The sequence below is a fragment of the Amycolatopsis vastitatis genome, from assembly GCF_002234595.1.
In the GTDB taxonomy this organism is placed as follows: Bacteria; Actinomycetota; Actinomycetes; order Mycobacteriales; family Pseudonocardiaceae; genus Amycolatopsis; species Amycolatopsis vastitatis.
In genome coordinates this window covers 68,764-94,686 of record NZ_NMUL01000011.1, presented here as the reverse complement: position 1 = coordinate 94,686, position 25,923 = coordinate 68,764, and the positions used below count along the sequence as shown (strand labels likewise).

At 64.1% G+C, this 25,923-nt stretch carries 26 protein-coding genes and 3 pseudogenes; 16 read left to right on the top strand and 13 right to left on the bottom strand.

Annotation, left to right across the window (positions count from 1 at the left end):
* Positions 1-41: 41 nt before the first annotated feature.
* The 7 genes from CF165_RS52625 to CF165_RS14090 all read right to left on the bottom strand — a co-directional run bounded on the left by CF165_RS52625 (position 42) and on the right by CF165_RS14090 (position 5,632).
* Positions 42-296, bottom strand: a complete 255-nt coding sequence (locus CF165_RS52625) for a hypothetical protein (RefSeq protein ID WP_240521588.1) — start codon at positions 294-296, stop codon at positions 42-44.
* Positions 297-995: 699 nt separating this feature from the next.
* A complete protein-coding gene (locus CF165_RS14115) occupies positions 996-1,841 on the bottom strand; it encodes a recombinase family protein (protein ID WP_240521587.1) in 846 nt (281 codons plus the stop codon).
* A gap of 151 nt (positions 1,842-1,992) precedes the next feature.
* Entirely contained in the window at positions 1,993-4,116 is a 2,124-nt protein-coding gene (locus CF165_RS51740) for an FtsK/SpoIIIE domain-containing protein (RefSeq protein WP_093947957.1), read from the bottom strand.
* Positions 4,109-4,801, bottom strand: a complete 693-nt coding sequence (locus CF165_RS14105) for a hypothetical protein (protein ID WP_093947956.1) — start codon at positions 4,799-4,801, stop codon at positions 4,109-4,111. The genes CF165_RS51740 and CF165_RS14105 overlap by 8 nt, the downstream gene beginning before the upstream one ends.
* Positions 4,798-5,127: a hypothetical protein gene (locus CF165_RS14100; protein ID WP_093947955.1), complete on the bottom strand. Its 330-nt coding sequence runs from the start codon at positions 5,125-5,127 to the stop codon at positions 4,798-4,800. The genes CF165_RS14105 and CF165_RS14100 overlap by 4 nt, the downstream gene beginning before the upstream one ends.
* On the bottom strand, positions 5,124-5,456 hold the full coding sequence (locus CF165_RS14095) for a WhiB family transcriptional regulator (protein ID WP_093947954.1): 333 nt from the start codon (positions 5,454-5,456) through the stop codon (positions 5,124-5,126). Before CF165_RS14095 ends, CF165_RS14100 begins: the two co-directional genes overlap by 4 nt.
* Complete coding sequence (locus tag CF165_RS14090) at positions 5,432-5,632, bottom strand: helix-turn-helix domain-containing protein (protein ID WP_093947953.1); 201 nt, start codon at positions 5,630-5,632, stop codon at positions 5,432-5,434. Before CF165_RS14090 ends, CF165_RS14095 begins: the two co-directional genes overlap by 25 nt.
* Positions 5,633-5,787: 155 nt before the next feature.
* On the opposite strand from CF165_RS14090, the gene CF165_RS14085 reads away from it, so the two are divergent.
* The 3 genes from CF165_RS14085 to CF165_RS14075 all read left to right on the top strand — a co-directional run bounded on the left by CF165_RS14085 (position 5,788) and on the right by CF165_RS14075 (position 8,186).
* Entirely contained in the window at positions 5,788-6,168 is a 381-nt protein-coding gene (locus tag CF165_RS14085; RefSeq protein WP_093947952.1) for a helix-turn-helix domain-containing protein, read from the top strand.
* 123 nt (positions 6,169-6,291) lie between these two features.
* Entirely contained in the window at positions 6,292-7,839 is a 1,548-nt protein-coding gene (locus CF165_RS14080) for a helix-turn-helix domain-containing protein (protein ID WP_093947951.1), read from the top strand.
* Complete coding sequence (locus CF165_RS14075) at positions 7,836-8,186, top strand: cupin domain-containing protein (protein ID WP_093947950.1); 351 nt, start codon at positions 7,836-7,838, stop codon at positions 8,184-8,186. Before CF165_RS14080 ends, CF165_RS14075 begins: the two co-directional genes overlap by 4 nt.
* Here CF165_RS14075 and CF165_RS14070 read toward each other — a convergent pair.
* Positions 8,175-9,563 carry a helix-turn-helix domain-containing protein gene (locus CF165_RS14070; RefSeq protein ID WP_240521591.1) on the bottom strand — a complete coding sequence of 463 codons (1,389 nt, stop codon included), beginning with the start codon at positions 9,561-9,563 and terminating at the stop codon, positions 8,175-8,177. The genes CF165_RS14075 and CF165_RS14070 overlap by 12 nt on opposite strands.
* A gap of 249 nt (positions 9,564-9,812) precedes the next feature.
* On the opposite strand from CF165_RS14070, the gene CF165_RS14065 reads away from it, so the two are divergent.
* From CF165_RS14065 to CF165_RS50210, 9 genes and pseudogenes are all read left to right on the top strand, one after another.
* Positions 9,813-10,262, top strand: coding sequence for a hypothetical protein (locus tag CF165_RS14065; protein ID WP_093947948.1), 450 nt, complete (start codon positions 9,813-9,815; stop codon positions 10,260-10,262).
* A 238-nt stretch (positions 10,263-10,500) separates the two neighbouring features.
* On the top strand, positions 10,501-10,866 hold the full coding sequence (locus CF165_RS14055) for a helix-turn-helix domain-containing protein (RefSeq protein WP_093947947.1): 366 nt from the start codon (positions 10,501-10,503) through the stop codon (positions 10,864-10,866).
* 1,238 nt (positions 10,867-12,104) lie between these two features.
* Positions 12,105-12,482: a TIR domain-containing protein gene (locus CF165_RS14050; RefSeq protein ID WP_205660855.1), complete on the top strand. Its 378-nt coding sequence runs from the start codon at positions 12,105-12,107 to the stop codon at positions 12,480-12,482.
* Positions 12,483-12,484: 2 nt separating this feature from the next.
* On the top strand, positions 12,485-13,435 hold the full coding sequence (locus tag CF165_RS14045; RefSeq protein WP_093947968.1) for a caspase family protein: 951 nt from the start codon (positions 12,485-12,487) through the stop codon (positions 13,433-13,435).
* Positions 13,432-13,908, top strand: coding sequence for a hypothetical protein (locus tag CF165_RS14040; RefSeq protein WP_093947946.1), 477 nt, complete (start codon positions 13,432-13,434; stop codon positions 13,906-13,908). Before CF165_RS14045 ends, CF165_RS14040 begins: the two co-directional genes overlap by 4 nt.
* Positions 13,905-14,555 carry a DUF6338 family protein gene (locus tag CF165_RS14035; RefSeq protein ID WP_093947945.1) on the top strand — a complete coding sequence of 217 codons (651 nt, stop codon included), beginning with the start codon at positions 13,905-13,907 and terminating at the stop codon, positions 14,553-14,555. Before CF165_RS14040 ends, CF165_RS14035 begins: the two co-directional genes overlap by 4 nt.
* A 562-nt stretch (positions 14,556-15,117) precedes the next feature.
* Positions 15,118-15,669, top strand: a pseudogene (locus CF165_RS54080) (NACHT N-terminal Helical domain 1-containing protein); the annotation flags it as partial.
* A gap of 6 nt (positions 15,670-15,675) precedes the next feature.
* A complete protein-coding gene (locus tag CF165_RS14030) occupies positions 15,676-18,633 on the top strand; it encodes an NACHT domain-containing protein (RefSeq protein WP_439098505.1) in 2,958 nt (985 codons plus the stop codon).
* 43 nt (positions 18,634-18,676) lie between these two features.
* Positions 18,677-19,528, top strand: coding sequence for a DUF4062 domain-containing protein (locus tag CF165_RS50210; protein WP_143268585.1), 852 nt, complete (start codon positions 18,677-18,679; stop codon positions 19,526-19,528).
* Between the two features lie 95 nt (positions 19,529-19,623).
* Here the strand turns inward: CF165_RS50210 and CF165_RS52615 are convergent.
* Together CF165_RS52615 and CF165_RS14025 are read right to left on the bottom strand one after the other, a co-directional pair.
* A pseudogene (locus tag CF165_RS52615) lies at positions 19,624-19,798 on the bottom strand (transposase); the annotation flags it as partial.
* A gap of 198 nt (positions 19,799-19,996) precedes the next feature.
* A complete protein-coding gene (locus CF165_RS14025; protein WP_093947944.1) occupies positions 19,997-20,524 on the bottom strand; it encodes a hypothetical protein in 528 nt (175 codons plus the stop codon).
* A gap of 34 nt (positions 20,525-20,558) precedes the next feature.
* Between CF165_RS14025 and CF165_RS14020 the strand changes: the two genes are divergently transcribed.
* Both CF165_RS14020 and CF165_RS50205 read left to right on the top strand, forming a co-directional pair.
* A complete protein-coding gene (locus CF165_RS14020; protein ID WP_240521586.1) occupies positions 20,559-21,119 on the top strand; it encodes a hypothetical protein in 561 nt (186 codons plus the stop codon).
* Between the two features lie 392 nt (positions 21,120-21,511).
* Entirely contained in the window at positions 21,512-21,712 is a 201-nt protein-coding gene (locus CF165_RS50205; protein ID WP_143268583.1) for a hypothetical protein, read from the top strand.
* A gap of 158 nt (positions 21,713-21,870) precedes the next feature.
* Here the strand turns inward: CF165_RS50205 and CF165_RS14010 are convergent, their stop codons facing one another.
* Positions 21,871-22,119 carry a hypothetical protein gene (locus CF165_RS14010; RefSeq protein ID WP_093947941.1) on the bottom strand — a complete coding sequence of 83 codons (249 nt, stop codon included), beginning with the start codon at positions 22,117-22,119 and terminating at the stop codon, positions 21,871-21,873.
* An 825-nt stretch (positions 22,120-22,944) separates the two neighbouring features.
* On the opposite strand from CF165_RS14010, the pseudogene CF165_RS52610 reads away from it, so the two are divergent.
* Both CF165_RS52610 and CF165_RS52605 read left to right on the top strand, forming a co-directional pair.
* Positions 22,945-23,370, top strand: a pseudogene (locus CF165_RS52610) (GGDEF domain-containing protein); the annotation flags it as partial.
* Positions 23,371-23,383: 13 nt separating this feature from the next.
* On the top strand, positions 23,384-23,659 hold the full coding sequence (locus CF165_RS52605; RefSeq protein WP_240521593.1) for a GGDEF domain-containing protein: 276 nt from the start codon (positions 23,384-23,386) through the stop codon (positions 23,657-23,659).
* Positions 23,660-23,798: 139 nt separating this feature from the next.
* Here CF165_RS52605 and CF165_RS14000 read toward each other — a convergent pair whose 3' ends face one another.
* Entirely contained in the window at positions 23,799-24,317 is a 519-nt protein-coding gene (locus CF165_RS14000) for a hypothetical protein (protein WP_093947940.1), read from the bottom strand.
* Between the two features lie 129 nt (positions 24,318-24,446).
* Positions 24,447-25,700, bottom strand: coding sequence for a sialidase family protein (locus tag CF165_RS13995; protein ID WP_205660854.1), 1,254 nt, complete (start codon positions 25,698-25,700; stop codon positions 24,447-24,449).
* Positions 25,701-25,923 lie beyond the last annotated feature (223 nt).

Genomic DNA, 25,923 nt, shown 5'->3' with positions numbered 1-25,923 from the left:
AAGCGGTGACGCCCGCCGCATCGACTCGGCGCAGCGCCTGCTCAGCTTGGCCTCATGTTCTCGCTGTCTTCGTCGTCGTCCAGGAGCAGGCCCAGGATGCGAGCGATCTTGCCCAGCGATTCCTCTTCGAGCCCGGCCAGGACCTTGGCGTATACCTCGTGCAGGACGGCCACCGAGTGTCCCGCCCACAGCGGCCCCGCCGTCACGGCGGCGAGTTCGTTTTCGGCGACCCGGATACCTGGGGTGAACCGGATGTCGACACCCGAACCGAGACCCGCCTCTACGGTCCGGCCCACGCCAGGGCATGGGATCGTCCGCACCCGAGACTGCCCCATCGCATCGCGTGGGCCGGCCACGCCGGGAATTTGCCGATTCTGGAAGGCACCGTGATCCGCTTGCAGGTCGAGCGGCTGCCGTCCGGGGCGACCCGAAACCGGTGTGGCTGTGGCATTCCGGCATTGGTCTCGATTCGGCGATGGTTGATCTGTTGTGGCAGGCGTTCCTGCGCCGGTTCGACATTGAGCACACCTTCCGCATGCTCAAGCAGACCCTTGGCTGGACCGCCCCGAAACTGCGGTCTCCCGAGGCCGCTGACCGGTGGACCTGGCCGCTGCTGGTCGCCTACACCCAACTGCGCCTCGCCCGCGGCCTGGCAGCCGACCTGCGACGTCCGTGGGAGAAAACCATCGCACCACAAAGGCTGTCCCCGGCCCGAGTCCGGCGAGGTTTTCGGCACCTGCGTGCGCATACCGCTCGTCCGGCCGGTGGCCCGAAACCCTCCCGGCCTGGCCCTGGCCGCCCACCCGGGACACCCAACCGACAGCCCGCATCACGCCATGACGTGCATATCGTGACCAGCCCAAACAAACGGAAACCCAGTCACGGCAAGACACCAAAGTCCAACAACCCACATCCCCGCCGAACAGGTTAAAACTCAAGTTAGGCCCCGAACAACTCGGCACGCCCGAGTTCATACCTACTTGGCGGACACCAGCTCAGCCCGCCACGCATCCGCCAGAATCAACCGGACAGGACACCAGATGCCCTGTTCGGAGCGAGTTGGCGGTGTCCGGGGAACTTGGCGGGGTCAAGTGAAGAGCGGCCGGAAGGCCGCAGCGATCGCCGACCCCTTCCAGGTACTCGGCGAAGATCCGGCGCACGACGTCGGCCGCTTCCTTGTCGATCGCCAGCACGCGCAGCCGGAAGCCCTCGGCCGCCTTTCGCGGGTTCGGGTGCGGGCCGCCGTCGACCACGACGTACCCGTACGGTGCCCGGCCGCCCTGGTGTCGCCCTTCGTTGACAACCTGCGCGTCCATCGCCGCGCGGACACGTGCCTGGACATGCTGACGCTCCGACTCGCTCATCCCACCGAGCACGCTCATGAGCATCTTGTGCGAAGGATTCCGCGGGTCGTACTTGCCGCCCAGTTCGGGCACCCAGAGATCCACGCCATAAGCCGCGAACCTTGGCGCGATCAGTGAGAACTGGTTGCCGAACCAGCATCGGGTGCCCTCGCCGACCACGACGGCGTTCCACGTCCGCCGTGGGTTCTTCAGCTCGGCGAGCAGCCGCGCGGCCTCGTTGCGCCGCTCCCAGGGGACTGACCGCGACTGACCGACGTCGAAGAACTCCTCGACGATCCGGCCGCCGAGCGGCTCGACGAACTTCCGCGCGTTCCCGAACTGCCAGCCGCGGGACGTCTCCGGATCTTGGTTGTCCTCAGTCGAGCACCGGCCGTAGCCCGCCAGTTCCCCGATCCCGTTGTCCACGGGATCGGCCACCTCAAGGCCCAGAATCTCGTCCAACGTCGACCACGGGTCGTTGCTGATTTCAGCCGTCATGGTCCACCCCCTCTGTCGGTCCGTCCAGCACCGGCACCTCGGTAAGCTCGATCAGAATGGCCAGTAAGCCACGCGCGACAGCTGGCGTCAGCTTGGGCAATTCCGCAGGTAGAAATAACCCGAATCGGTCGATATTCGGAGTGCTCGGTGCTCATGGCCGGTCCTCCTGGTCGACCAGTTCGTCGTCGCTCGTCGCGCGGTCGATGGCGCTCCTGATTTCAGCCGTCAGATACCCGCGCACCTGCCGTGTCTCGCCGTCCTCGCCGGTCACACGGTCTCGCGTCGGCCGGCATCCCCGATCGGTCATCTCCTGCGCGAACGTCTTCCGGTCGATCTCCAGGGCGCCCAGCAACTCAGCCGTGGGCACGAACTCCCTGCCATCCGGGCCCAGGTCGTCGCCCAGGTACTCGACGAGCGACGCGAGCAACTCAGGCAGCTGAACCGCGTCAACCGGCTGACCTGCACCGATCGCCTTGACTGCCGCAGCGTGGTCGAGCGCCGGCGTCGTGTCCTGGCCGGCCGCGTGTCCGGTGAGCGTCCCGGCCGCCTCGCGCAGCGCCCGGCCCTGCTCACAGATGGTCCGCCAATCCTCGTTCGGCATGTAGTAGGTCCGGACCGTCATAGCCAGCACGTCCGCCCCGGCCGCCGTGTCGCCGTCCGGCCGCAGGATGCCCACGCCCTTATGTGAGGGCAGCAGCCTGGACGAGTCGAACCCGCGCGTGTTCATCTGCTCGCCGAGCACGATGTTGGAGTCGCGCCAGTCCATCACCCGCAGGGCGAACCGCGACCCGAGGACCGCCCGCAGCCCGGACGGGATCGTCTTGGAGTCCGGTCGCTGCGTGGCGAGCACGAGCACGATCCCTGCGGCCGGTCCCTTCTTCGCCAGCCACGTCAGCAGTTCGCCGACGTACTCACCCGCGGGAAGTTTCTTTCCTTGCACGTCAACGGGTGTGCGGTCTTCCAAGGGAACTTGGACCTCATCGATGAAGATCGCCGTAATCGGCATGTCCAGCGCCTTGTCGCGGGACATCTCCGGCGTGACCTTCGACTCCGGGCACGTCAGGTCGTCCAGGTCGCGCATCCGCCGGAACCGCGTCTGAACTTCGCCTACCAGCTCGATCAGCCAGTCCACGAGCGCCAGGACGTGTTCGGGCTCGTCGCCGGACATGAAACGGTGAGCCACCAGGCCGGCCGCGTCCCAGTCTTTCCCGGCCTTGAAGTCCGCCACATACAACCGCACCCACGCGTCCAAGATGAGACCAGCCGCGGCGAGCCGTGCGGCAAACGTCTTACCCTGCCTCGGAATCGCGCCCACGAGCAGCGACGTCCACACCAGCGGAAGGTCGATCCGCCGGTCTCGCGCGTCCCGTCCGAACGGGATCGGCCGCCAGGCGTCCCACTGCGTCACGCCGAGCAGCGGCGTCCGCAACGGTGGCGAGCTGTACGGGTCTTCGTCGGCTACCCACATCGATACCCGGCCGGCGTGTCCGCCATTGCCCCGGACACGCTCCACGATGAGCTGTACTTCATCGACGGCAAGTGCCGACGCGAGCGCGTCCCTGTTCTTGACCACGTCGGCCGCCTTGCGGGTGGCAGGGAGATCGACGGTGACGGCCCAGCCATCTCCGACGCGCGTCGCACGTTCGACGAGCCGCAACGTCTCGTCCTTGCCGATCAGCTTCGCGTCACGGAACGCGTCCACCAGGACCTGCGGGTCCATCGTCCAAGCCAACGTGCGCGGACCGGCGAGCGCTGGCTTGCGGCCGGGACTGCCGTCCTTCCTGCGCCCGAGGACCGCGAGCGCTACTGAGGCAGCGGCTCCGCCGATCCACAAAGGATCGGTTCCGTACACGAGATCGGCGACAGCGACCGCCACGGCCGTACCGACCAGGACAGCACCGGTCACCTTCCACCGGAACAGCGTGAGTGCCCTGATCTCGGTGAACTTGTCGGCGAGCTTCTCCGACTCCTCGGCGGCCGTCCGGTAGTCCCGGACAGTCACCCACCCACGCCACCACCGCGCGCCGACCACGGCGCCACGCACAACCGCACCGAGGAACCGCAGCGGCGAGAGGACCAGCCACACCACGGCATCCTTAAGTGCTTGCCTCGCCTGCGGCTTGCTCTTGAGCCACAACGGAACTCGCGGCGAGTGCAGCCACCACAACACGAAGCGATTCCTCTTCGGTGCGCGCGGGCGCGGCTGCGGCAATGTGTCGTCGATCAGCTCGCCGTCGAGCACAGAATCGGCTTTGACCGGCAACGAGTCAGTCATGGGCCACCTCCGCCCGCAGCGCCCGAGCCAGCCGGGGCGACAGACCGCGCGAGCAGCCGGTAGCCCGCCGCACCCACGCCGGCGTGATCTCGACGTCCGGCGTCCACATTTCCCGAGCGATAGCGAGGTAATCGGCGAACAGCACCCGCCGCCCGCCGGTCTCCTGCTGAACGGGACGCCGTTCAGCCGCAACCAGCACAGCATCGGTCAGCTTGTCCCGCAGGTCGGTGATCGCCTCGACGGCGACAAACACGACGAGCGGCGGCACCGAATGCAGCACGATCGCCGCAGCCTCTCCGGCGGCGAACGACGTCCAGGTGTTCATGACGTACGTAGCCGCGAGCGTGAACCACTTCGCCCGTCGTACCCAGATGCCCGTCCGGACCTGGTATCGCGCGGTGACCTGCTCGGCCCGCAGGATCGCCAGCAGAACGAGCGAGACGGTCGGGTCCAGCACCCACGCGGCCAGCCACGGCAGCGACCCCGGCCGCGTCCCGGACGCCGCGAAGCCCTGGACGTTCGTCATCGTGAAGGCCAGCCCGAGCACGATCCCGGACCAGCACATCCAGTCGACCTGCCGCCGCACCCGCTCGATCCGCAGAGCGACGACGTCCGGATCGGTCTGGTAGGCGCGTACCTCCGCGGCTTCGGCCGCGTCCTGCGCAAGCCGTTGCGCCCGGTTCATCGCCGACCACCCCGCTTCGACGTGTCGACGGTGGTCACGGTCATCGCGCGAGTCAGCGCGTAGGACGCGAACAGGGCTGGCAACCCGAGCACGGCGAGCAGCAGCCACGGGCTGCCCGGATGAGCGATCACGACCCACTGAACAGCGACGATCAGCCCAGCATTGAACAGCACCCGCCCGGCGAGCGACACGAACCGTGCCCCGCTCCGGGCAGCTTCGGCAGCGGCTTTCGCCCGACGGGAACCCGCCCGCCAGACCCAGAACAACACGAGCAGCACGCCGACACCGGCGAGAATCTGCGTGGGCGTCACGGTGAGTCCGTTCATCGCGCACCCCGATCGGTCCGCTCGCCGCGGCGCAGCCAGTGCGGGTGCAGCGCGCGCCGGTCATCGTCGGTCATCGCGCCCCAGACGCCGACCGTGTCGACGCCGGCCGTCCGAAGCTCCAGTTCAAGGCACTCGTCCTGGACCGGGCAGCCGCCGCACAACAGCTTGGCGAACTCGCGGTCATCGCGAGCGTCCGGCGGGCCGGCCTCCGACGGCGTCATACAGGCTCCATCGCTGGTCACGACGTCGCGCAGGACATCGGTGGGCACCCACCGCAGGCGATCGAGTCGCCATGCGATGCCGATCAGCCAGAGGTCGTCGGCTTCCATGCCGCCCCTCCGTCCTGAAGGGCCCTGATCAGTTCGGCGGACGACACGCGCAGCCCGGAGCGGCAGAGGGTGGCGCGGAGCATGCCAGTCCGGATTGCCCGGCTGACGGTGTTGCGGGAGACGCCGAGAATCCACGCGGACTCGGGAATGGTGTGAAAGGTCGTTTTGGCGTTCATGGGAGAACCATTCTGTTGATTTCAAGACTATGTTGTTGATTTCAGCTCTTCGTCGGACGTGTTTGTCCGACGCGCCGCAGGCAATGCGCTAGGCGGCGCGGAGAAAGCTCAACGAACCGCTAATCTCGGCGCTGAGGCGGAGCGCGGAGGAATACGTGACGGAGGACTGGGCGGCAGTCGCCAAGGCGATCAACATGCGCGTGAACGAACTCGGCTGGCGACAACGCGAGCTGGCCGAGCGGTCGCACGTGTCGCAGGCGATCGTCCGCGAGCTCCAGCACCACACGGTGGAACGTCGCCGAAGCGCGCGGACGCTCGAAGCCTTGTCCACGACCTTGGGCTGGCACCCGCAACATCTGCTGGCCGTGCTGCAGAACCGCACGCCGCCGCACCCGGACGAGCCGGCAGACGACGGTCATGAACTGTGGTCTCGGTTGGACGCACTCGAACAGCGCCTGGCCGAGATCACCGACCGGCTGGAGGACGTCCAAACGAGCCTTGCGACCGTGGTCGAGCACGTGAAGCCGAAGGGTTAGCGACTTGGTGAGTGAGGTGTTTTCCATGCCTCTAATTCAAGGCTGGAACGGCCTCGCATCCCATGCACAAGCACCGCAGGACCACTGCACAACCACCGCAGGTCAGCGACATTCGGGAGCGCAATGAGTCCGGCCGGGGGATGGACGGGACGAACAGCGGTCGCATTGCAGTCGGCATTACGGCTCAGCCAGGAGCGGTTCGCCGAACACCTCGGAATCAGCGCGCGTACGGTCGCGTCCTGGCACAAGAAACCGGATCTCCGCCCGCAGTCGGAGATGCAACAGGTCCTGGACACCGCCCATGAACGGGCATCGGAAGCCGAGCGCGCCCGCTTCGCCGAGCTGATCGGCGAGGGGCCGGCCGTCGACACGACGGACGCCGACGGGCGGCTCGCCGCGGACCCCCACATCGGCGCGGCTCTCGAATGGCTCGACCGGCACGCCCACTGGACGCCCGGCACCGCGCGCCGCGCCGTCGCCGAGCGAGTCGCGAGCGTCGACGTCCAAGACCTCCACGACCGCGGCACGCGACGCGGTTGGGTCAGCCAGCGCGACGTCGCGGAAGCACTGGCCACCTACTACGGCAGCCGACTCGACGACCACGGCCTGTACACCGCGCGGTGCGGCGAGCTGGCCATGAACACCAGCGTCCTGACATGCGCAGACTGGCTGGACCTGGACTGCGAACTGCGCCCGCCGCACGACCGGTTCCGCGTTCCGAGCGCGCAGCCTGAAGCCGACTTGGACCTGGACGACCACGCCGCCGGCCGCGCTGTTCAGCGGCTCGCCGAGACGCTGTCCATGAACACCCGGCTGACGGATAGCCCGATCTACCGGCTGACGAGCACGGACATCCGTGAACACCAGCTTGGCGGGACGTTCGGCATGTCCCAGTTCGTGCACTACGCGCTGACGGTCGACCTGCTCGAAGGCGAGCTGGTGGACGCCGTCGCCACCGGCTCGACCGCCATGCCGCTCCGAGACCGCTACTTGCCGGATCTCCGGTCGGTGCTCGATGTCGGCGACCGCCTGTGCGCGGGTGGCGTGCTCGCGCTCACCGCGATTGCCCGGCCTGCCGACCCGTACCGCGGCGAGGCGGACTACCTGCTCCTGGTCCTGGAGCGGTCCGGCCACGTACTCAACGCCGCGCGTCGGCTCGCGGTGATCCCGAAGGGTTTCCACCAACCGTTCACCGACATCCGCCGGGACGCCCAGGTCGGCATGACGCTCCGCCGCGAGATGGAAGAGGAGCTGTTCGGTCGCCCGGACATCGACAACACCCTGGGCGACATGCTGGCGGCCGACCCACTCCACCCAACCAAGCTCACCGAGCCGATGAGCTGGCTCATGGCGGAGGCAGGCCGCTTGCGGATGGAGTGCACCGGGTTCGGCCTGAACCTCGTGAGCGGGAACTACGAGTTCGCCAGCCTGATCGTCATCGACGACGAAGAATTCTGGGCACGGTACGGAGGAGTGGTGGAAGCAAACTGGGAATCCGCGACTCTTCGTCAGTATTCGACTACCGACGCGGAACTCGTCACCGAGTTGCTGGGTGATGTAGCGTGGAGCAACGAAGGATTGTTCGCCATGACGCAAGGGCTCCGGCGCCTCGCGGAAATCGGCGGAGAGCGTGTGAAACTGCCCGAGATCGAATGGGAGATCAGCCAGTGAGCGACGGTTGGACCGCCGGCAACGCCAACGACGACGCGGCCGAGACGCGCGGCTGGCTGGTTGGCCACTTCATCGACCCATCACAGGGTGTTCGCGCCTCCAAGAACGTAGAAGTCAAGTGGGCAAACCACCCTGCCGGCGATAAGCGTCCTGAGTGGACGTCCGACGATCAACGGACCACACTGGTGATGCTCGTCTCCGGGGAATTCCGCGTCGAGGTCACCGGCGGCGGCAAGGTCATGAATCGACAGGGCGATTACGTGATGTGGGGTCCAGGGGTCGACCATTCCTGGGAAGCATTGGCGGATTCGGTAGTCCTCACCGTCCGCTGGCCGTCAGCAACCTAATTCAACGCCGGGAATCCTCACTCGATCGCCGTCGATCTCGGCGAGCCGCCGCAAGCCCTGGAGAAATGCGAACAACCCCTCATTGCTCCAGGTTTCGTCGCCGATCAGCTCGCTGATCAAGTCGCCGTCGAGCGTCGAGTACTGCCGCAGCCCGGCGGCCTCCCAGTTCGCTTCGACGTCGCCACCGAACCGCGGCCAGAACTCCTCATCCTCGATCACGACCAGGCTGGCGAACTCGTAGTTCCCGCTGACTAGGTTGAATCCGAACCCTGTGCACTCCATCCGCAGCCGGCCAGGCTGCTCGCTCAGCCACCGCATCGGAGCAGACAGCCTGCTCGGGTGCATCGGGTCGGCGGCGCGCTGTGTTCCGGCCGTTCGGTCGACGTCGAGCCGTCCGAACAGCTCCTCTTCCAGTTCGCGCCGCAGCGTGGCACCGATCCGCGCGTCGGCACGGTGATTGGCAAGGGGTGCGTGGAAGCTCTTCGGGATCACGGCTAGCCTGTGCGCAGCGTTCAGTACGTGTCCCGACCGCTCCTGGATCAACAGGAGGTAGTCCGCCTCACCGCGGTACGGGTCGGCCGGCCGGGCGATCGCCATCAATGCGAGGACTCCACCGGCGCAAAGCCTTCCCTGAAGGTCGAGCACAGCAGGTAGATCGGGCAGGTACCGGTCCCGGAGGGGCATCCGGTTGCGACCGGCCGCCAGGCTCTCGTGCAGCTCGCGTTCGAGAAGGTCAACGCTCAGCGCGTACTCGACGAACGGCACCACGCTGACCTTGCCGCCGACCGTCCCTGGTCGAACCTGCACGTCCGTGAGCCGGTAGAGCGGCACGTCGGCGATACGGACGTCGTGGGTAGCGGCTTCAGCCAGCCTGCGAACCGCGGCGGCTGCGTCGACCTGCTCGCGCGACGCCTCGCCGTCGGTCGACAACGCCAGCTGGTCGCCTTCAAACGTCAAGGGGCAACCCAAATCCAGCCACTCCGGCCGTGTCAGGACGCTGGTCGCTATCCGAACTGGACCGCACCGCGCGGAGTACTGCGCGTGACCAGGAACCGAATCGCCGTAGTAGCTTGCCAGGGCCTCAGCCACGAGACTTCGCCCGGCTGTAGCTCCACCATGCGATCTCGCCGGCGCCGCCGCTGTGACTCGCGTGCGCGTAGTTCCCGGGGGCCACCCGACGTGCCGATCCAGCCAACCGAACGCGGGTTCAAGCCCCGACCGGAGCACCGGCGCTTCCTGCGGCAGACGGAGGCCGATCAGCTCGCGCAGCTCGTCGGCTGAGCGGCCGAGCACCTTGGCCAGCTTCGGCCACTGGTAGGGCAGGGGCGCGTACTCGCCGGCTTCCCACCGGATGACGGTTGATCGGTCGACGCACATTACTTCGGCGAGCTTCTCCTGAGTCAGCCCGGCCGCCTTGCGAGCTGAAACAAGCTCTTTGCGCCGACGAACGCCGACCACCCGACCACCTCGCTTTGCTGACAGTGATCACATCCTAGCAGGCATATCACCTGGTAGAATTGGTGACTGCCGCATCTCCGCCCCGAAACTCCGACGTTTGCGCTATGGGCTCAGCCGAGCACTCGGGCTTGGATGATTTCAACACATCCGGCGACCAGGGGAGCGAACGTGACCAGCGGCGAAAGCGGCTCGCGGCCTTCGCGCTTGTACGTGACCTGGCACCGCAGCGTGGCCGACAACCTGGACCACGCTGTCACCGACGAAGACCTTGCCGACAGCATCGCGCTCCAGACGGGCCGCTACGACTCGCTGTGCGGCCGCGAAGTGCCGTTCGACTCGTGCCTGGTGCCTCCGGGCCGTCGGTGCGGCGCGTGCAACGTGCTGGTCCGGCTTCGCTCGACCCCGCCGACGACCGAACGCACGTGCCACAGGAAGCCGTCGCGCTGGCGTCGCCTGTTCGGCCGCCTCCAGTCTCCGGCCGCCCTGCCGCCGCGCCCGCCGCAGCGCGTGCGGCTCATTCCTGAGCAGGGCGGCCGGACCACGACGTCGGCGGGAACGGGCGGCGCCCCGACCGCGCCCGCTCCCGCCGATCACCAGGTCCGGCGGTGCGCCCGATGACGGTTCGCCTAGTCATCGCGCGCCCGTTGCCCGGCACTGTTGGCGAATCCCGCCGGGTCGTCCACGTCTTCCCGGTGCCGGCGGAGGAGACTACGCCGGAGCGGCTGACCGCGTACTGCGGCGCTGCGTTCGGGCCCGGCGAGCTTGAGTTGCTGGAGCGTCCAGTCGGGATGCCCTGCGTGACCTGCCTCCACCGTGCACCCACCCCGGGAAGCGCCGATTATCCGGCGATCGACCAATGACGTGGGATCCGCGGCCGATCATGCCGGCTTTCCAACGCGAGCTTGACCCGCTGCTGCTCCTGCCGGTGCGGCTGTTCATCGCGTGCCTGCTGGCCGACATGCGCTGGTGCGATGACGTCACTGTCCAGGGTGTGTTGCGTCTGAGCGAGCGAAAGTTCGCCCCGCATGTCGAGCGACTGCGCGCCGCTGGGTATCTGGAGACTCGTACCGAAGGACGTCGCGTAAAGCTCCGTCTTACGGTGCTGGGGATCGACCGGCTGACCGAGCACGTGAAGGCGCTCGACAGGGTCGCGAACACGGCTGCTGAGATCGTCATCGCACAGCGCGCGGCACTCCGGCCATCGATGGGTCCGGAATCATGAGCGTCGCTGTCGTCTTCGCGCTGCTGGCGGTGCTCGGTGGTCGACGTGAGCGAACCAGTTACGTCGGCGTTGCCACGGACATGGATCAGCTGGTCGGGACGGCGCTGAGCCGGTGACCGATGACGATCGAGACGTGCGTCCGCCTGATCCCGTGCCCACCGAGATCCCCGTCGACGTTGTGCGGACGCGCGTGGCCAGCTACACCGCCGGGGAGAGAATCTCGAAAGCCTGGTTGCGCGCTATTCCTACAGCTATCGCAAGATCTGCGCCAGCCTGATCGACGCTGGTGTAACTCGGCGTCCTCCACGGAGACTGCTGCCGCCAACTCCACCCGGGCTTGTAAACGCGTGCCTCGACGGGCGCTCGATCCGCCAACTCGCGGCCACCCATGACATGTCCTACAACCAGACCCGCAACATCCTGCTCGCCGAAGGCGTCGAACTCCGCCCGCCGCGGCCGGCCATGACCGAGCATGGCGCCGTGGCCACACTGCTTGGTGGAGTTTCCGTCACTGTATTAGCACACGAATAGCTGTCACAACCCGTCCTGCGAGGCGTCCAGCTGTCACATTGTCCGTGACGGCCGCGAACGTCTGTCAACCTCCGAAAACATCGGCTGTGACGGCTGTGACGGGTCAGCTGAGACCCGTCACAGCCGTCACGAGGCACCCTTGCTGAACGGGGTTAAGGCGTCAGTAGGCCACACGCGACAGTAAGTCAAGCGCAGAGAATGGAGCCGGAGTGAAGCCCGCGGGTGCCGATCGGGTCGGCGGTGCGGCGCGGCGGCCGGGTCACCTCCAGCTTCTCGGTCGACCGGGTAGCACTCGCCCGGACGAGCGGCCGCTGCGCTGATCCAACCAGCAGGGCCCGGTCGGCAGTGAATCCGTGCACGGTGACCGGTGCTCACGGGTCTCGGTGTCGTGCTGGACAGCTTCGAGGTTTTGACGACGGGATCGCCTTGTAGCGTCGAAGTTCTTCGGGGTGGCAACCTCCACTTGAACACGGTCGATTTGTCACGACTTCGTGGTCACCGAACAGCTCCTCACGGGTATGGGTTGCAGGCGACGAAGTTCAACGGCGTCGTTGCCCGGTTGGTTCCCCTGCCGGGCAACGACGCCCCAGTCGGGTGTTCACGGTCCGAATTTGTCGGTTCCCTCGGGTACGGTGTCTCTCCATCGGAGTCGCCGCGCGGCGTGGGGATGTCGGCGCCTCGCGGGAAGGGCATGAGAGGGGTTCGCGATGGTGGATCAAAAGACGGTGTTCATCGCCTTCGCCAAGGAGGACGAGGCGAGCCGGAACCTGTTCAACGGGCAGCGGTTGTTGGTGCGGTCGCCCTACGGGTACACGGACATGTCGGTGAAGGAGCCCTACAAGACCGAGTGGAAGACCAAAGTCCGAACCCGGATCCGCCGCTCAGACGGGGTAATTGCACTGATCAGCTCGAGCACGCCGAAGGCAGACGGGCAGCTGTGGGAGATCAAGTGCGCGGTAGAGGAGGACAAACCGCTGCTGGGCATCTGGCTGGGACAGTATCGGGTCAAGCCGACGGAGATGGGGTCCGCGCGGTGCACGGCGTGGGCGTGGGACACGATCGGCGCGTTCATCGATGGGCTGTGACCGTGCGGCGCGCTCTGTTGGTCGGGATCGACGACTACGAGCACCAGCGGTCGCTGGCCGGGTGCGTCAACGACGCGACGGCGCTGCAGCCGCTGCTGGTCCGCAATGAGGACTCCACCAAGAACCTCGACTGTCGGCTGCTGACCGGTACGGTGACCCGCAACGACCTGATGAGCGGCGTGCGGGCCCTGCTGGCAGGCGGTGCGGATTTCGCGCTGCTGTACTTCGCCGGCCACGGCACTCCCGTCGACGGCGACGTCGCCCTGGTCACCAGCGACGGCCAGGGTGAGACGCCCGGGGTCCTGTTCGCCGAGGTTCTGACGATCGCCCGGAAATCGGAGGTCAAGGAGATCGTGGTGATCCTGGACTGCTGCTTCTCTGGCGGCGCCGGAACCGTCGCCGCGCTCACCGACGCGGCCGTGCTGCGCAGCGGGATGTCCATCCTGACCGCCAGCCGCGGCGACCAGTACTCCGCCGAGGCCGGCGGCCGCGGCCTGTTCTCCGCCCACCTGGAGGGCGCGCTCGACGGCGGCGCCGCGGACGTCCTGGGCCACGTCACCGTCGCTGGTCTCTACGCCTACCTGTCGGAATGTTTCGACGCCTGGGAGCAGCGGCCGACGTTCAAGGCCAACGTCGACCGGCTGCACGACCTGCGCAGCTGCGCCCCGTCGGTGCCGCTGCCCACGCTGCACAACCTGCTGAAGTGGTTCCCCGAGCCGGGGCATCACTACCAGCTCGATCCCAGTTACGAGCCGGACAAGTCGCAGTCCGGTCTGGACGCGCATCCCGAGCACGAGGAGATTTTCGACCAGTTGCAGAAGTGTCGAGCGAACAAGCTGGTCGAACCGGTGGATCATCAGCACATGTACTTCGCAGCGATGGAGAGCGGCAGCTGTCGGCTGACCCCGCTCGGGCGGCACTATTGGCAGATGGCCAAGCGAGGGACCCTGTGACGACGATCGGGATCAGCGGGCACCAAAACCTGCCCGACATCGCCCGACGTCAAGCCAAACGCGACATCCGCGCGCTCCTCGCCACGCAAGCCAGCCCGGTGACCGGACTGTCCAGCCTCGCCGCCGGCGCGGACCACCTGTTCGCGCAGCTGCTACTCGCAGCAGGACACCGACTACACGCGGTGATCCCATGCCGCGGCTACGCCGACACCTTCAATCCCAGCGACCTCGCGACCTACCAGAAACTGCGGGCCGCGGCCGCCGAGGTCACCGAGCTGGACTTCGCCGAGCCCAGCGAGACCGCGTTTGACGCCGCCGGCAAGTACGTGGTCGAGCACTGCGACCTGCTGGTCGCGGTGTGGGATGGGCAGCCCGCCCACGGCCTCGGCGGCACCGGCGACGCAGTCAACCACGCCCGCGAGCTCGGCCGCGACGTGTTGATCTCCTGGCCCGAGGGGGTCCGGCGGACGTGATCGCCACCTTCCAGGGACTGCTGGTGGCCGTGCTAGCCCTGTTGCCCGGCGCGGCCTACACCTTCGCGCTGGAACGGGTCACCACCGGCTACGGGGTTAGCTTCTCCGACCGGCTCGTGCGGTTCCTCGCTGCCTCCGCGCTGATGCACGCAGTCCTGGCGGTCGGTGAGTACTGGGTCTACCGGTACTTGATTGTCGAGCGGCGGCTGGTCAACGGCACAGCCAGCCCGTGGCTGCTGGAGATCTTGGCGATCGGGTACGTCTTGGCGCCGATTGCAGTCGGCAGTGTCATCGGCTGGGGGCACAGGAACCACAAGCGGTGGGGGAAGTTGCTGGTCGGCGCGGCCGTCGAGCCACGGGCGTGGGACTACCTGTGGCGACACGCTGACCGCGCGATTGTCCGGATCAAGCTCAAATCCGGGATCTGGTTGGCTGGCTATTACGGGACCAGCCGCGACGGACGGTCGGCCTACGCGTCGTCCCACCCCGAGGAAGGCGACCTTTACCTGCCGCTCAGCTACACCATCGATCCCGACAGCGGCATGCTATCGCGGGACGAGAAGAACCTGCCGGTACCTGTGCCCGGTGAAACCGGACTGCTGGTGCGGTGGACCGAAATCGAATACATCGACATCAAGGAACCCTAATGACTGAACGCGTTACCCGCCAAGGTGAGGTTCACTACCGAGTGGTCCCTGACGGATCTGACCACACCATCGAAAAGCGCGGCGGCTATGAGGCGCCGAAGACGCCGTACGCGCCGCCACAAGCGCCGTCCGGTCCTGCTCAGGGGGCGGCATCGGGCGGCTCGGGTACGGCGACCACATCGACCAGCGACGACTGACCCGCGCATCCCACCTCCCTCGCGGTGGCCAGGCGACGCTGGCCACCGCGAGCGAGCTCCGCGGAGGACCACTGGCAAGATATTCGGGAGGACGGCTCCACCCACGCTCATGAGAATCAGGATTCCGACAGCGCTGCTGCCGACCATGATGACCTCGATCATGCGTTCGCATCGACGGCCGCTGTCTATAGGCCTCATCCAGCCATCGAAGCTGTGATCTTCTTACCCACGACACGCCGGTATCCCACAGTGGACGACGACCCGTCAAAAGATCACATTCGGGCAACGATCACGGATACGGTGCAAGCTCAGGTAACATCAGTCAAGATCGCATCGATCTCAAGCTAAACTTGCGTTCCACCGTTGTGAGGCAGGCATCTGTGACCGCTCCCCACGTGCTGGCGACCGCAACATTGCGCCTTGCGATATGCTGGGTTTACGGCAGTCTCGCCGACACTCTTGGCGATGACGTTTCAACATGGTCGGGTGCCATTTTGCCCGGCGCCGACGGCACGCTCGCGGGTCGGGAACTACAACGACAGATCGAAAGCATAGTAGATCGCGTAGCCGACGAGTTAACGTTAATTCACGCTAGCGGTGCAGACGGTCTGCCTGAAGACAAGTACTTTGAGGCAATCGACATCATGTCCAGCGTACTTGAGGGGAGTATGTACACTCTCGTCACTGACCGGGACATTGAAGAAAAGCCTCCAAGTGATATCCATCGTGATTTTTTGAAAAAAATTGAGCCGGAATGGGAAGCAGATGATATCGGCGAGTTGGCGCGAGGCTACGGGAGGTCAGCGCTGACATTATGCTGTCACGCACTCTCTGCCTGGGTTCGCATCTTCCCTTCCGAGCGAGCTCCGGCAGCGTGGACCTCACTTGTCAACTCAACTCGTTTAATCGATAGCTGCAGAAGTATGCTCCTGGCGGTGCGCAAGGCAGGGGTGCCGGGCTCAATCGGGGCAATGCGGGTTGTTGGCACGCAGCGGCGAGATATATCTTCCTGCCTCAGTCATATGGAACTATTCGGACTTCCTGTCGAGAAACGGTTTCGTCGAGTCCCAATTGCAGTGTCGTATCTGGCTGGCAAACTAAGCTCTCAAGCCAATCTGGAACACGGCAGATCGATCGCGATTAACAAGTTGATCATTTCGCTGGCCAACGAACAGACGCGCAGCAAATCAAATAAGGGAATTCGGCTAATTATCACCGGCAAGGCCGGATGTGGAAAAACAACCGCAGTGCAATGGTTAGCTTTCACTGCATCTCAGCAAGGATTACAAGGACTCGCCCTACCAAATCGACCACTTCTCCCGTTGTTCGTCAGACTGCGCGAGACGATCATGTCTAACCGCGCACCGAGCGACCGGATGCTGTTGTACTCGGCACAACTGCAGGACGAAGTTGCGTCAGGATGGCTGCAGGACTGCCACGCTTCGGTCACTCCTCTCATTTTGCTCGACGGCTGGGACGAGATTTCACCTAGCAAGAGATCTGGCGCCGAAGAATGGGTAGGCTCACTAACGGAGAGGTTTCCTGACGCACACATCATCGCAACCTCACGTCCGGAGGGAATCAATAATACCCGCTTTGACCTTCTGCAGTTCAAGCAGGTGTCTATTCTTCCCCTGCGGCGAAACGACTCGGCCGAACTTGCAGAGCGTTGGTTCAATGGCCTATTAGACCAACACTACGCAAGCGCAGAACTCAAACACACAGAAGTCGAACGCGCAAGGCGAGATCTGCTCAGCGACTTAGGTACCCCTGCGATCAGCGATATGGCAGATAGCCCCTTGCTCGTATCCATGCTTTGCTGCCTCTATGCGACAGGAAAGACCACTGCACCAGATAAGCGTGGAAAACTTTACGACCTCGTAGTATCGACACTCCTAGACACTCGTGAACGTGACAGAGGGTCCAATTCTTCGGATTGGAACAATCTCGATCTTGGAAAAAAGGAAACCCTCGTCGGCGCGATTGCCATGGAAATGACTAAGCTTGGCGCCATGACCCTGCCAATCACCGGCAGAAAATATTCTCGAGTATCTAGCCTGACGCAGATCATTTCGGACGTGCTAGTCAAAATAGGTCGCTCCTCGGCGGAGACACCACGGTGGGTCGAAACCGTGCTTTCTCGCAGCATCGTTCTCCAGAGGGTCGCGAACAACGAGGCCGAATTCGCGCACCGCAGCATTCAAGACTATTTGGCTGCGAAGTCTCTTCGTCAATCAGGACAGCTCGGAGTCATATATGACCTCGCCGACGCCGGACAATGGGCGACGCTGCCTTTTGCTTGCTATTCAGCTGATCTCGAAACCGCCGACAAGACAATCAACTGGATCTTGGACCGCCTTTCGGCTTGCCTCGACTCGGAGCGGCGAATCTTACTTACAACTCTTGTAGAATGCCTTGGAGCATCTACTGTTGTATCGCCCAAAATCCGCAGGCAAGCCGAAGCTGCGATTTCGGAGATCCTTCCGCCGGCCGACGAAACCGAGTCCAAAGCTTTAGCTAGCCTAGGAAACGCAGCGATCCCCTACCTGGCAAGCTCCAGAGTCATAGATGAGCAGTCGCGGCGCCTATCGATCAATGTGCTAGCCCGAATAGGCACCGTCGAAGCCATGAATGAACTAACCAACTACGCGCGAGATGCGCGCGATAGCGACCTAAAAGCATTGACGACAGCCCTTGAGCGATTTGACCCAGAAGCATACAGTAAGCGAGTACTTGCGGAAATTAATGCAGACTTTGGTATCACGCTCACTGAGACGAATAGAATCAGTGCGATAAGTGATATTGAAAGGCTAACGCGACTCACGGTACAAAATGCGCGACTGGATGACGGCGCACTTAATAGTGCCCGCCACATACCAAGACTTAGACAGTTAGATATTAGGGACTCTGAGAATATTGGATCAATCGAATGGACGGCAAGCGTCCGCTCCTTGAGGTCTTTGTCGATATCAAGAAGCTCTGGCTTATCGCCTTTGAAGTCAGTGGGACCCCCAGAATTGTGGGCCCTTCACTTGGCTGATGTCGAAATAGAAATTACAGACTGGAAAGAAATCCTGCAAGACAAACAAGATCTTCGGATTTTGTCTTTGAAACAAATAACTGGACAAATTGCCGTTCTTGGCGCCCAAGACTTGAGAACATTGAAGAATCTTACAACTCTGGCAGTTGCAGGCGACCTCCGTATCGATTCACTTGATTTTGTAGGCAGTCTTACTATGCTCTCCCGCTTGGTGCTCGAGAGAAGAATCTCTAATCAGGACCTCAAAATGCTGTCCGAATGTGCGAATATCCGCAACCTGGACATCAGCTTCGAAGAGCATCTAAAGCCGATTAGCCTCACTGCTCGATTCAATCGACTGCAAAGTCTAACCGTTCATTCCGCGCCGGCGGTACTGTTGGATGCAGTGCCAGCTATGCCCAATCTGACATCCCTGTCAATTGAGGATAGCAACCTAGGTTCTGACGAGTTCTTCTCGGTTGGGCCAGAAGTTAAGAAACTCACGCTCGTGCGGTGTACGTTGGAAAATAATTACGAGACTCTCAGTCATAGCTCGAATACCGATAGATTTCCGGCAGTACGGGAACTTATCTGGCGTGATGGCCATGTCGCCGACCTCAGGTTCCTGCGTGACATGCCAACCCTGCGCTCTTTGGAAATTGAAGATAACGGCTCCATTCAGTCGCTGGACGGACTTGAATATTTGAAGGCGGGCTGCAAGGTTCGCATTGCGGGTACGCGTTGGGGGCTAGATGACGAGCCAGTCCAGAAACTTCGACGTCGCTGCGAGGTCGTCTATGAGCCAGAATACGACTCGGAATCATTTACGAAAAACTTCTGGGTGGACTACGGTGGTTCATGAGTCTGCGTTAACCTAGCTCGTCAAGTCCCAGAGGGATGTAACCGTGACGTTCAATGCCACTGCTGTTGCAGTATTTATTGCCTCGCCCGACGACGCGGCAGAGGCGCGAGATGCCGTGGAAAGAGTTATCCGGAGGTGGAATTCCGATCACGCCGTATCTCGCGGAGTAGTTCTCCTGCCCATTCGCTGGGAATACGACTCGGTCGCCGTGCTAGGGCGAGATCCTCAAATTATTACAAACCAGCAGTTGGTCAGTCAGGCTGACATTATGATTGGCATTTTCAATGCGCGGCTCGGCACGAGAACGCCACGATCGATCTCAGGAACCGCCGAGGAGTTGAGATTAGGGGCATCGAGGGGAATACCCGTTCATGTTTACTTCTCGAGCGGTCCTCTCGATCGCCGCCTGGATATCGATCAACTTCGCTCATTGCTCGAGTATAAGGCGAGCCTTCAATCGAACGGCATACTCGGCGAGTACGGGTCGATATCCGAACTAGAGACACAAGTTCGGTCAGCTCTAGAAAAAGATGTACGGGAATTGTTGACACTAGACATCGACCGCCAAGGGGAGCAGCCCTTGGCGAGTATAAGAGTTACGACTGAATTCGACCAGGTGTCGGCTGGAGAAAAAATCCCAGGAAAAATTCTGCTAGAGGCGGTAAATATTGGATCTGTCACGGCTGAAGACCTCCGACTCGATCTTGAAGCAATCGACGGTGGAGAGGTGCCTATCAGTCGACTTGACGAGATCGATTCGATCTCACTTGCGCCGACGGAAGTGTTCCGATTTCCCGTTTATTCGGTCACGGGCATGTCGAAAATATGGAAGGTTACGGCTCGCTGGCGGGAAGGTGAAAGTGAATTCAGTGGAACCTACAATCTAAATATTTGATACTTGAAAGCTCGACTTATGTGGCATGTTGGCGGAGTTTCTTATGGAAGGTGGGCGGCTTCGAAGATGAGAAAAGAGGGAGTGGCGACTTTACGTTTGAGCGCATAGGAATCATTCGCGTTCGCAGCGGAGATCGCGACGGCGAGCGGAAGCTCGGCGCGATCGGACAGGGTGTGGATCTTCGAGCCAGGCTTGCCGCGGTCGATAGAGTTGGGATCGGTCAGAGATCCCCTTGGCTCGCACGCAGGTTCCGTCTACGATCGCGTGGCTTCAGCCGAGAGTGATCGATTGGAAGCTGAAGCTTCCTTGACGACGTTGTTCAGGTCCGTGTGGGGCGATGGTTACGTTGCGGGTCGATGATCGGATCATCCGACCTGGGACAAGTCGGGATTGGCCTTTTGGCCCTTCCGGTCGCGGCGCAATTCGGCAACTGGGCACGACTGGGTGCGGCCCCTCGGGACGGTCTGATCAGCTGAGTGTGAGCGTTGTGGTTAGCGAGCAAGATCGTCCTCGGACACACACGTTACCCACACGGGGAGAGGCAGTCACAGCGACTGCCTCTTTTTTGTTGTCGTAGACCACCTGCAGGCCCAGGTCGCGGTAGACCTGCGTGATCCTCTCCGGGTTCCGCGAGTTGAGGTGCCTCGCGACGTCGCCGAGCGAGTCGAGCATGGCGTAGACCTCGGCAACGTCGACTGTCTGTGCTTCCGGCAGGTGCTGAAGCTCTTCCTTGGCGGCTTGCCGCTCAGCCTGCGCGATGTTCATCGCGTCGACCAGCGCCGCCGGGTCTACCCCTGCCTCGATCGCCGCCTGATGCCTCCGCAACCGCGCCTCGGCGTCCTTCAACCGCCTCTCGACCGCCTCCCGGCCTGTGCCCGGCTGGCCAGTCTGTGTCCCGATCAGCGCAGCCACCGTCTCGTCCCGGTTAGCCGGGTCGAAGACCTGGCACAGCCATTCGTTAATCGGCGGGGTCACAACGTCCTCGCGAAGGTTCACCGTCTTCGGTTGTGGACTGCTTATGCTCGGTGTTGTGAAGCATGGACAGCTTCCGCGCGGCGGGAAGCCAGCCGTCGCCCTGGACGAGATCGAGGCCGGCATCGAGGCTGCCTGGCAGGCGTTCCAGGCGGGCTTTGACGTCGTGGCCGGCAGCTCGGACGAGACATCACTGGCCGAGGCGGTGCTGCTAGACCCATCGGAGTTCGAGTGGCGTGTCGTGGATGGCGCCTTGAACCGTCTCACCTGCCAGGATTGTCACAGCACCCTGGGCGCCGGTCCGGTGGGATGTCATCGATGCGACCAAGCGAACGGGTACCGGTTTGCCGCCAAGGAGATCGACCGCCCGCACGTACCCCCGGGCAATGAGCACGCGCTCCGCGTCGCATCCGCAGTAGCGCGAACCAGACACCGATACAGCCCTCAGGCGCGGTGCGGCTATGAACTGGCCCTCCCGAGCCTGCTCGACGGGGACCTGCCGACGACCGCCGAGGCTCAAGCGAGCAAGGCCGCGATCAACAAACTCACTGACGCCGAACTGGACTCGGTCACGTCGCTATCCGACGTAGTGGCCCGGAGCACCACCGCGACAGGATGACCGGCGAACCCGACTAACACCTCGTTCAACGCCGACACCACGACCACTCTCGCCTGAGAAGCAGTCCTCGGCGACGCCGCTGCGCAGCCACCGGACATGGAAGGGTCGGCTACCACCCACCGGCGAACGACCAGCCCTGTCACACGAGCGACCACGCAGGCGCTACACGAGAACGGCTACGCTCGACGAAGCGCCAACACCACCGCGAAGCCCGGAACCGGACCCACCCCCACGGAATCCGCCAACTAGGTCCGGACATCGCAACCCACCGTCGTTCGCACCTAGTTGGCGGACCGCAGGTCAGCAGCCTCGTTCTCCGCCAACTTCACCCGGACGGGACACCAGCAAACGTACTGGCGATCGATGACCGCGTCCAGGCACTGCAGTGCTTGGTGGCCGAGCGAGCTAATCTGCTTTCCGCGCTGCAACAGGCCGTACTGCATGAATTCTGGAATCTTGCCATTCATCTCGCCGACAGCACCGCTTTCCTTAGCGCTCGCGGCAGCCGAATTGAGTGGCTCAAGGCAATCCTGGCAGACCTGACCGCGGCATGCTCGGTCCAAATTGTCGCGTTGAGTTCTTCAGATGAATAGTACTCAGACATGCAGTCAAACTCGGGGGTCCCCTAACCTTCAGGAGGCACGTCGCCTCGTCTCGGTCCATTAGGCAGACGACGGCGCACTTTTGCCTGACAACATTCGACGCCGAATCCACTGGCTATTTGCGCCACACCTCGCCCGCCACCGAAACCTCATTCAAGTTTCTCGTCGACGCTCGCGCTCGTTGACGAGGTGGAGACCGGACTCCGTGCCGCGACACAGGAACTGCGGGAGCTGGCGACGGTCAACACGGCCTCACCAGTGGCGCCGTCCCCGATCAGGCAGGTGACGGCGACGGGATCCGCGTCGAGCACGACCAGCCAGCCGCCGGTGACGTCGAAGTCGACCCGGACCTCGGTGGCGCGGGCGTGGCGGATCGTGTTGGTGAGGGACTCGCTCACCGCGAAGTAGGCGGTCCTGAACCTTTCTTGGGAGAAGACTATGAACTGCGAACTTCCCGTTTTAGCACGGCGCTACAGCACCTTGGGTGCCCACTGGACACCAGCCTGGGTGTTCTCGCAACCATTTCTGTCGAGCTGATTCGACGCTGTTCTTCGTCAAACCACGGGCAGCGTTGACACAGCCGCCGGTCTGGCACTTGATGTTCGTACCGGGCTCGTAGCACTGGTTCTCATCTTTCAAACAGGCCGCTCTGCTGTGCACTTTCGGAGTGATCTTCGGCTTGGATGTTGTGGTCGCCGCCGTGGCTATTGACGTAGGCGTGGTCTGGGTCGGGCCGGGAGGAGAGGTTGTCGATGGCTGCGCAACCGTTGTTACGGCTGTAGTGGTCGAAACCACCAACGGAGCAGGTTGGTTTGCAACAGGTGAGGCGCAAGCTGTCGACATGGCCAGCAGAAAGGCCGAGGAGATCAGCAGCGAAGTGCGCGACATTAGTCCTCCTCGGATGAAGCTCATGGGCTGTCTCGTCAGCAACGTAGTCGTGGAATCGTTGTTGAGCGTTACGCTACCGTTGGATAGCCACACTGCGCAGGTCGCCCACCTGGAGTTCACCCGGGGAATCGAGCGGATCCGCGAGCTGCCCGAGGGCACGCCCTGCACCCACCTGCAGGCCACCTGGTACATCGCCAGACTCCTCCTACTGCCCCGGCCACTGCAGGTCATCACCATCACCTACGAGTGGTTCGGCGGTTCGCCCGCCGCGCATCGCGCTGGCCGGGGCGATCTACCGGCTGGCCAACTACGGCCTGGTCGTCATCGCGATCATCATGGACCACCCCGACCTGCCCGCCCACCGCGCGCTCGGCCCGGCCAGCGACCAGCTGATCATCGCCGCCGCGATCGGCCTCGGCTACGTCTACGCCCTCGTCACTGTCACCCGGCCGTGGACGCTGGTGTTCGTGCTCGTCCTCGTCATCGGCCTCCACCTGGGCCTGCTGCTGCCCCAATTCCAGCACGCCGCGCGCACCGACCGGCGAACCCAGCTCGCCGATGCCACCTGGTGGCACGAGGTGGCCGAACGGGAACTCGACCGCGCCCGCCGCCTCGGCGACCACGTCGGAATCCTGCTGCTGGACCTGGACCACTTCAAGCAGATCAACGACCGGTTCGGGCACCTCGCCGGCGACGCCGTGCTGCGCGCCGTGGCCGACGCGCTCCGCCACTGCGTCCGGGGCCACGGCCGGGACCTGGTCGGCCGCTGGGGCGGTGAGGAGTTCGTCGTTCTGCTGCCGGGGGCTCGACCCCGCCGCGCTGACCACGGTCGCCGAGCGGATCCGGGCCACGATCGCCGCGGTCACCGTGGATGCCACCGACCGCCGCACCGGCGAGCATGCAGTGATCACCCTGACTGCATCGATCGGCGCCGCGGTGTTCCCCGACCACGGCGGCAACCTCACCGACCTGCTGTTGGCCGTCGACGGCGCCGTCTACCGCGCGAAGGACAGCGGCCGCGACCGGACCGTCACCGCCGGGTCCCAGTGAGGAAGCAGTCTGTTGCGGCGTAGACCGCGATCATCATCCAGCGGACGCGGGACCGCTACCGCGACGGCGGGCTGCGCGGCCTGGTCGGCGAGCGGTCACGCTGACGAGCGCGTCGTCGAACGGCATCGAACGCCGGTGCCTACCGGACCACCAAGATACGGACACACGGTTGGTGGTCCTGCCAAGGTTGGAGCCGGACATAGCCTGTGACAGCGCGCTGGTTAGTCACACCGGCGACGTCGACTTCTATCACGGGGTCGCGGAAGCGCACCTCGCCCTGCGTCGGAATCGCAAGCTGCGTGGGCGGCGCTACGGCGAGCAGTGTGCCGCCGAGCAGGGACTCCGAACCGGGGCACCCCATGGCCTTCGCGCCGCCCGGGCCGTCGATCGCGTTGGCATTAAGGCAACACAGGAACTCCTCGGTTACCTGCCGAGCAGCCTGCAGCTGCCCGGGGTCGCTCCGGGAGAACGGTGTCCTCGACGTCGTCGGCCCGCCGGTGGACGGGACCTGCGAGCTCGCCGCCGCAGTGCCGGGCGACCGATCGTGACGCAGGAAGAAGCCCGGCACCACGAAACCGGTCACCAGCACCACCGCCACGGACACCCCGGCCGCGACCAGCGAAACCCAGAGCGCGGTGCGCCGCCGCCGCGGTGACACCGGGCCACCACCTGGATACGGCGAACCGTATCCCGGGCCGACAGCGCCGGGCCAACGGCCGGGTCCACCGGCCGCAGATGCGGTTGGGGGGTGCTGAGCAGGCCGCGATCGACTTAGCAGGCGGTATCGCTATTGCCGTCGGTGGCCCGCGTTCTCGCAGCCGCCTACCGAGATGATGCCCGCCTCGACTGGGGCGGACTTTCCGTACTGTGCTCCCGTGATGACGAAGACCAGGCCACGCTTCAGAGGGCTCCCGGGACCACCGAGGGGAATGGTGAACCGGCTGTACCCAGCCGGCATCGGCGAGGACAGCCGCGTCCACTTCTTGGCGTTGCCAAGGTCGCGGTTGATGAAGAAATCCTGATCGTCGTTATCCGTGACGATGATCGTTCCGTTCGGCCCACCCGAGTCCGTCCACGACACCACGGGCGCTCCGTTCGGCGCATAACCGTTCTGGTCGAGGAGCGGGGTGTCCCTGGAGAACCGAAACGACTCCGGGTCCTTCGCGATCCGGTAGTGCACGTGGTAGGTGTAGTTGTTTTGGTCGGGGTTACCGGGGTCGTCGGGCGCCCCGAATTCGTAGGTCATGATCCACAGGTCCCTTTTCAGCCTGGCTACGGTGGTCATGCCCGGCCGTTCGGCGTACGTCGTTCCGGTCGCATCGTCGACCACGGGACCCCACGTGCGCAGGTCCGTGCTGGTCTGGTGGGCGAGCTTCTGACCGAAGTTCGGGTCCCGCTGGTCGGAGTAGTAGCAGATCAGCCTGTTGTTGTGCAGCAGCAGGAAAGGCTCCCACACCGGCGTCGCGCCGTTCGTCGTGTTGGGCGGTCCGCCCTGGGCAACCGTACTCAGGAACTGCCAGGTGAGGCCGCCATCTGTGCTGGCATAAAGCTGGATGTTGGTGCTGGTGAAGCTGTCCAGCCAGTTGCAGGCGAAGAGCAATGCGCCCTTGGGCAGGCCCGCGAACGCCCGAGGCAGTTCGTAGAGGAACGGCTGAAGAGAGAATCCGGTGGCCTCATCGGCGTTGGGCACACTGCCCTGCTTGTCCCAGGTGCGGCCATCGTCGTCGCTCCGGTACAGCGGGAAACCCGGACCGCCCCCACCTTGAAACGTTGCGAGCAGAGTCCGCGACGTCCCAGCAGGCTGCCCGGCGGTAAGACGCGCGGCCCGGGCGTAGGACGTACGTCCGCCCGGGTTCGCCACAACAACGGGCCCGAACGGAGTTTCTCCACTCAGCTTGCCCGTGTCCGCGAACGCCGGCCCGGCCAGTCCCAACGTCGCCCCAGCAGCAACGACTGCGCCTGCGCCGAGGAACGTCCGGCGTGAGAACTGCGAACGGCGAACGATCGGATCATCTGCGTGGGATGGGTGGCGATCCTGCACGATTGCCTCCTCAGTGACGCCCCGCCCACCACACACACCCGTGTGCATGACCTCATTTGGGGAGAAGGTGCGGGTTCGGCAGCGCCTCGCTGGACCACTTCGTCTAGATAGTGAACTAAACTCGCCGGCCTGGCCACAGTCAAGGGCAGGGCACCGTATCTACGGCGCGTCCGGTCCGGGGCGGCGATGCAACTGCAGAACGCGTTGGGCAGTGAGGCGGACC

Coding starts and splice junctions, on each gene's coding strand:
- CF165_RS14115 (WP_240521587.1), bottom strand. CDS start 1,841: ATGACGGCTGAAATCAGCAACGACCCGTGGTCGACGTTGGACGAGATT.
- CF165_RS51740 (WP_093947957.1), bottom strand. CDS start 4,116: ATGACTGACTCGTTGCCGGTCAAAGCCGATTCTGTGCTCGACGGCGAG.
- CF165_RS14105 (WP_093947956.1), bottom strand. CDS start 4,801: ATGAACCGGGCGCAACGGCTTGCGCAGGACGCGGCCGAAGCCGCGGAG.
- CF165_RS14100 (WP_093947955.1), bottom strand. CDS start 5,127: ATGAACGGACTCACCGTGACGCCCACGCAGATTCTCGCCGGTGTCGGC.
- CF165_RS14095 (WP_093947954.1), bottom strand. CDS start 5,456: ATGGAAGCCGACGACCTCTGGCTGATCGGCATCGCATGGCGACTCGAT.
- CF165_RS14090 (WP_093947953.1), bottom strand. CDS start 5,632: ATGAACGCCAAAACGACCTTTCACACCATTCCCGAGTCCGCGTGGATT.
- CF165_RS14080 (WP_093947951.1), top strand. CDS start 6,292: ATGAGTCCGGCCGGGGGATGGACGGGACGAACAGCGGTCGCATTGCAG.
- CF165_RS14070 (WP_240521591.1), bottom strand. CDS start 9,563: ATGTGCGTCGACCGATCAACCGTCATCCGGTGGGAAGCCGGCGAGTAC.
- CF165_RS14055 (WP_093947947.1), top strand. CDS start 10,501: ATGACGTGGGATCCGCGGCCGATCATGCCGGCTTTCCAACGCGAGCTT.
- CF165_RS14050 (WP_205660855.1), top strand. CDS start 12,105: ATGGTGGATCAAAAGACGGTGTTCATCGCCTTCGCCAAGGAGGACGAG.
- CF165_RS14030 (WP_439098505.1), top strand. CDS start 15,676: ATGCTCCTGGCGGTGCGCAAGGCAGGGGTGCCGGGCTCAATCGGGGCA.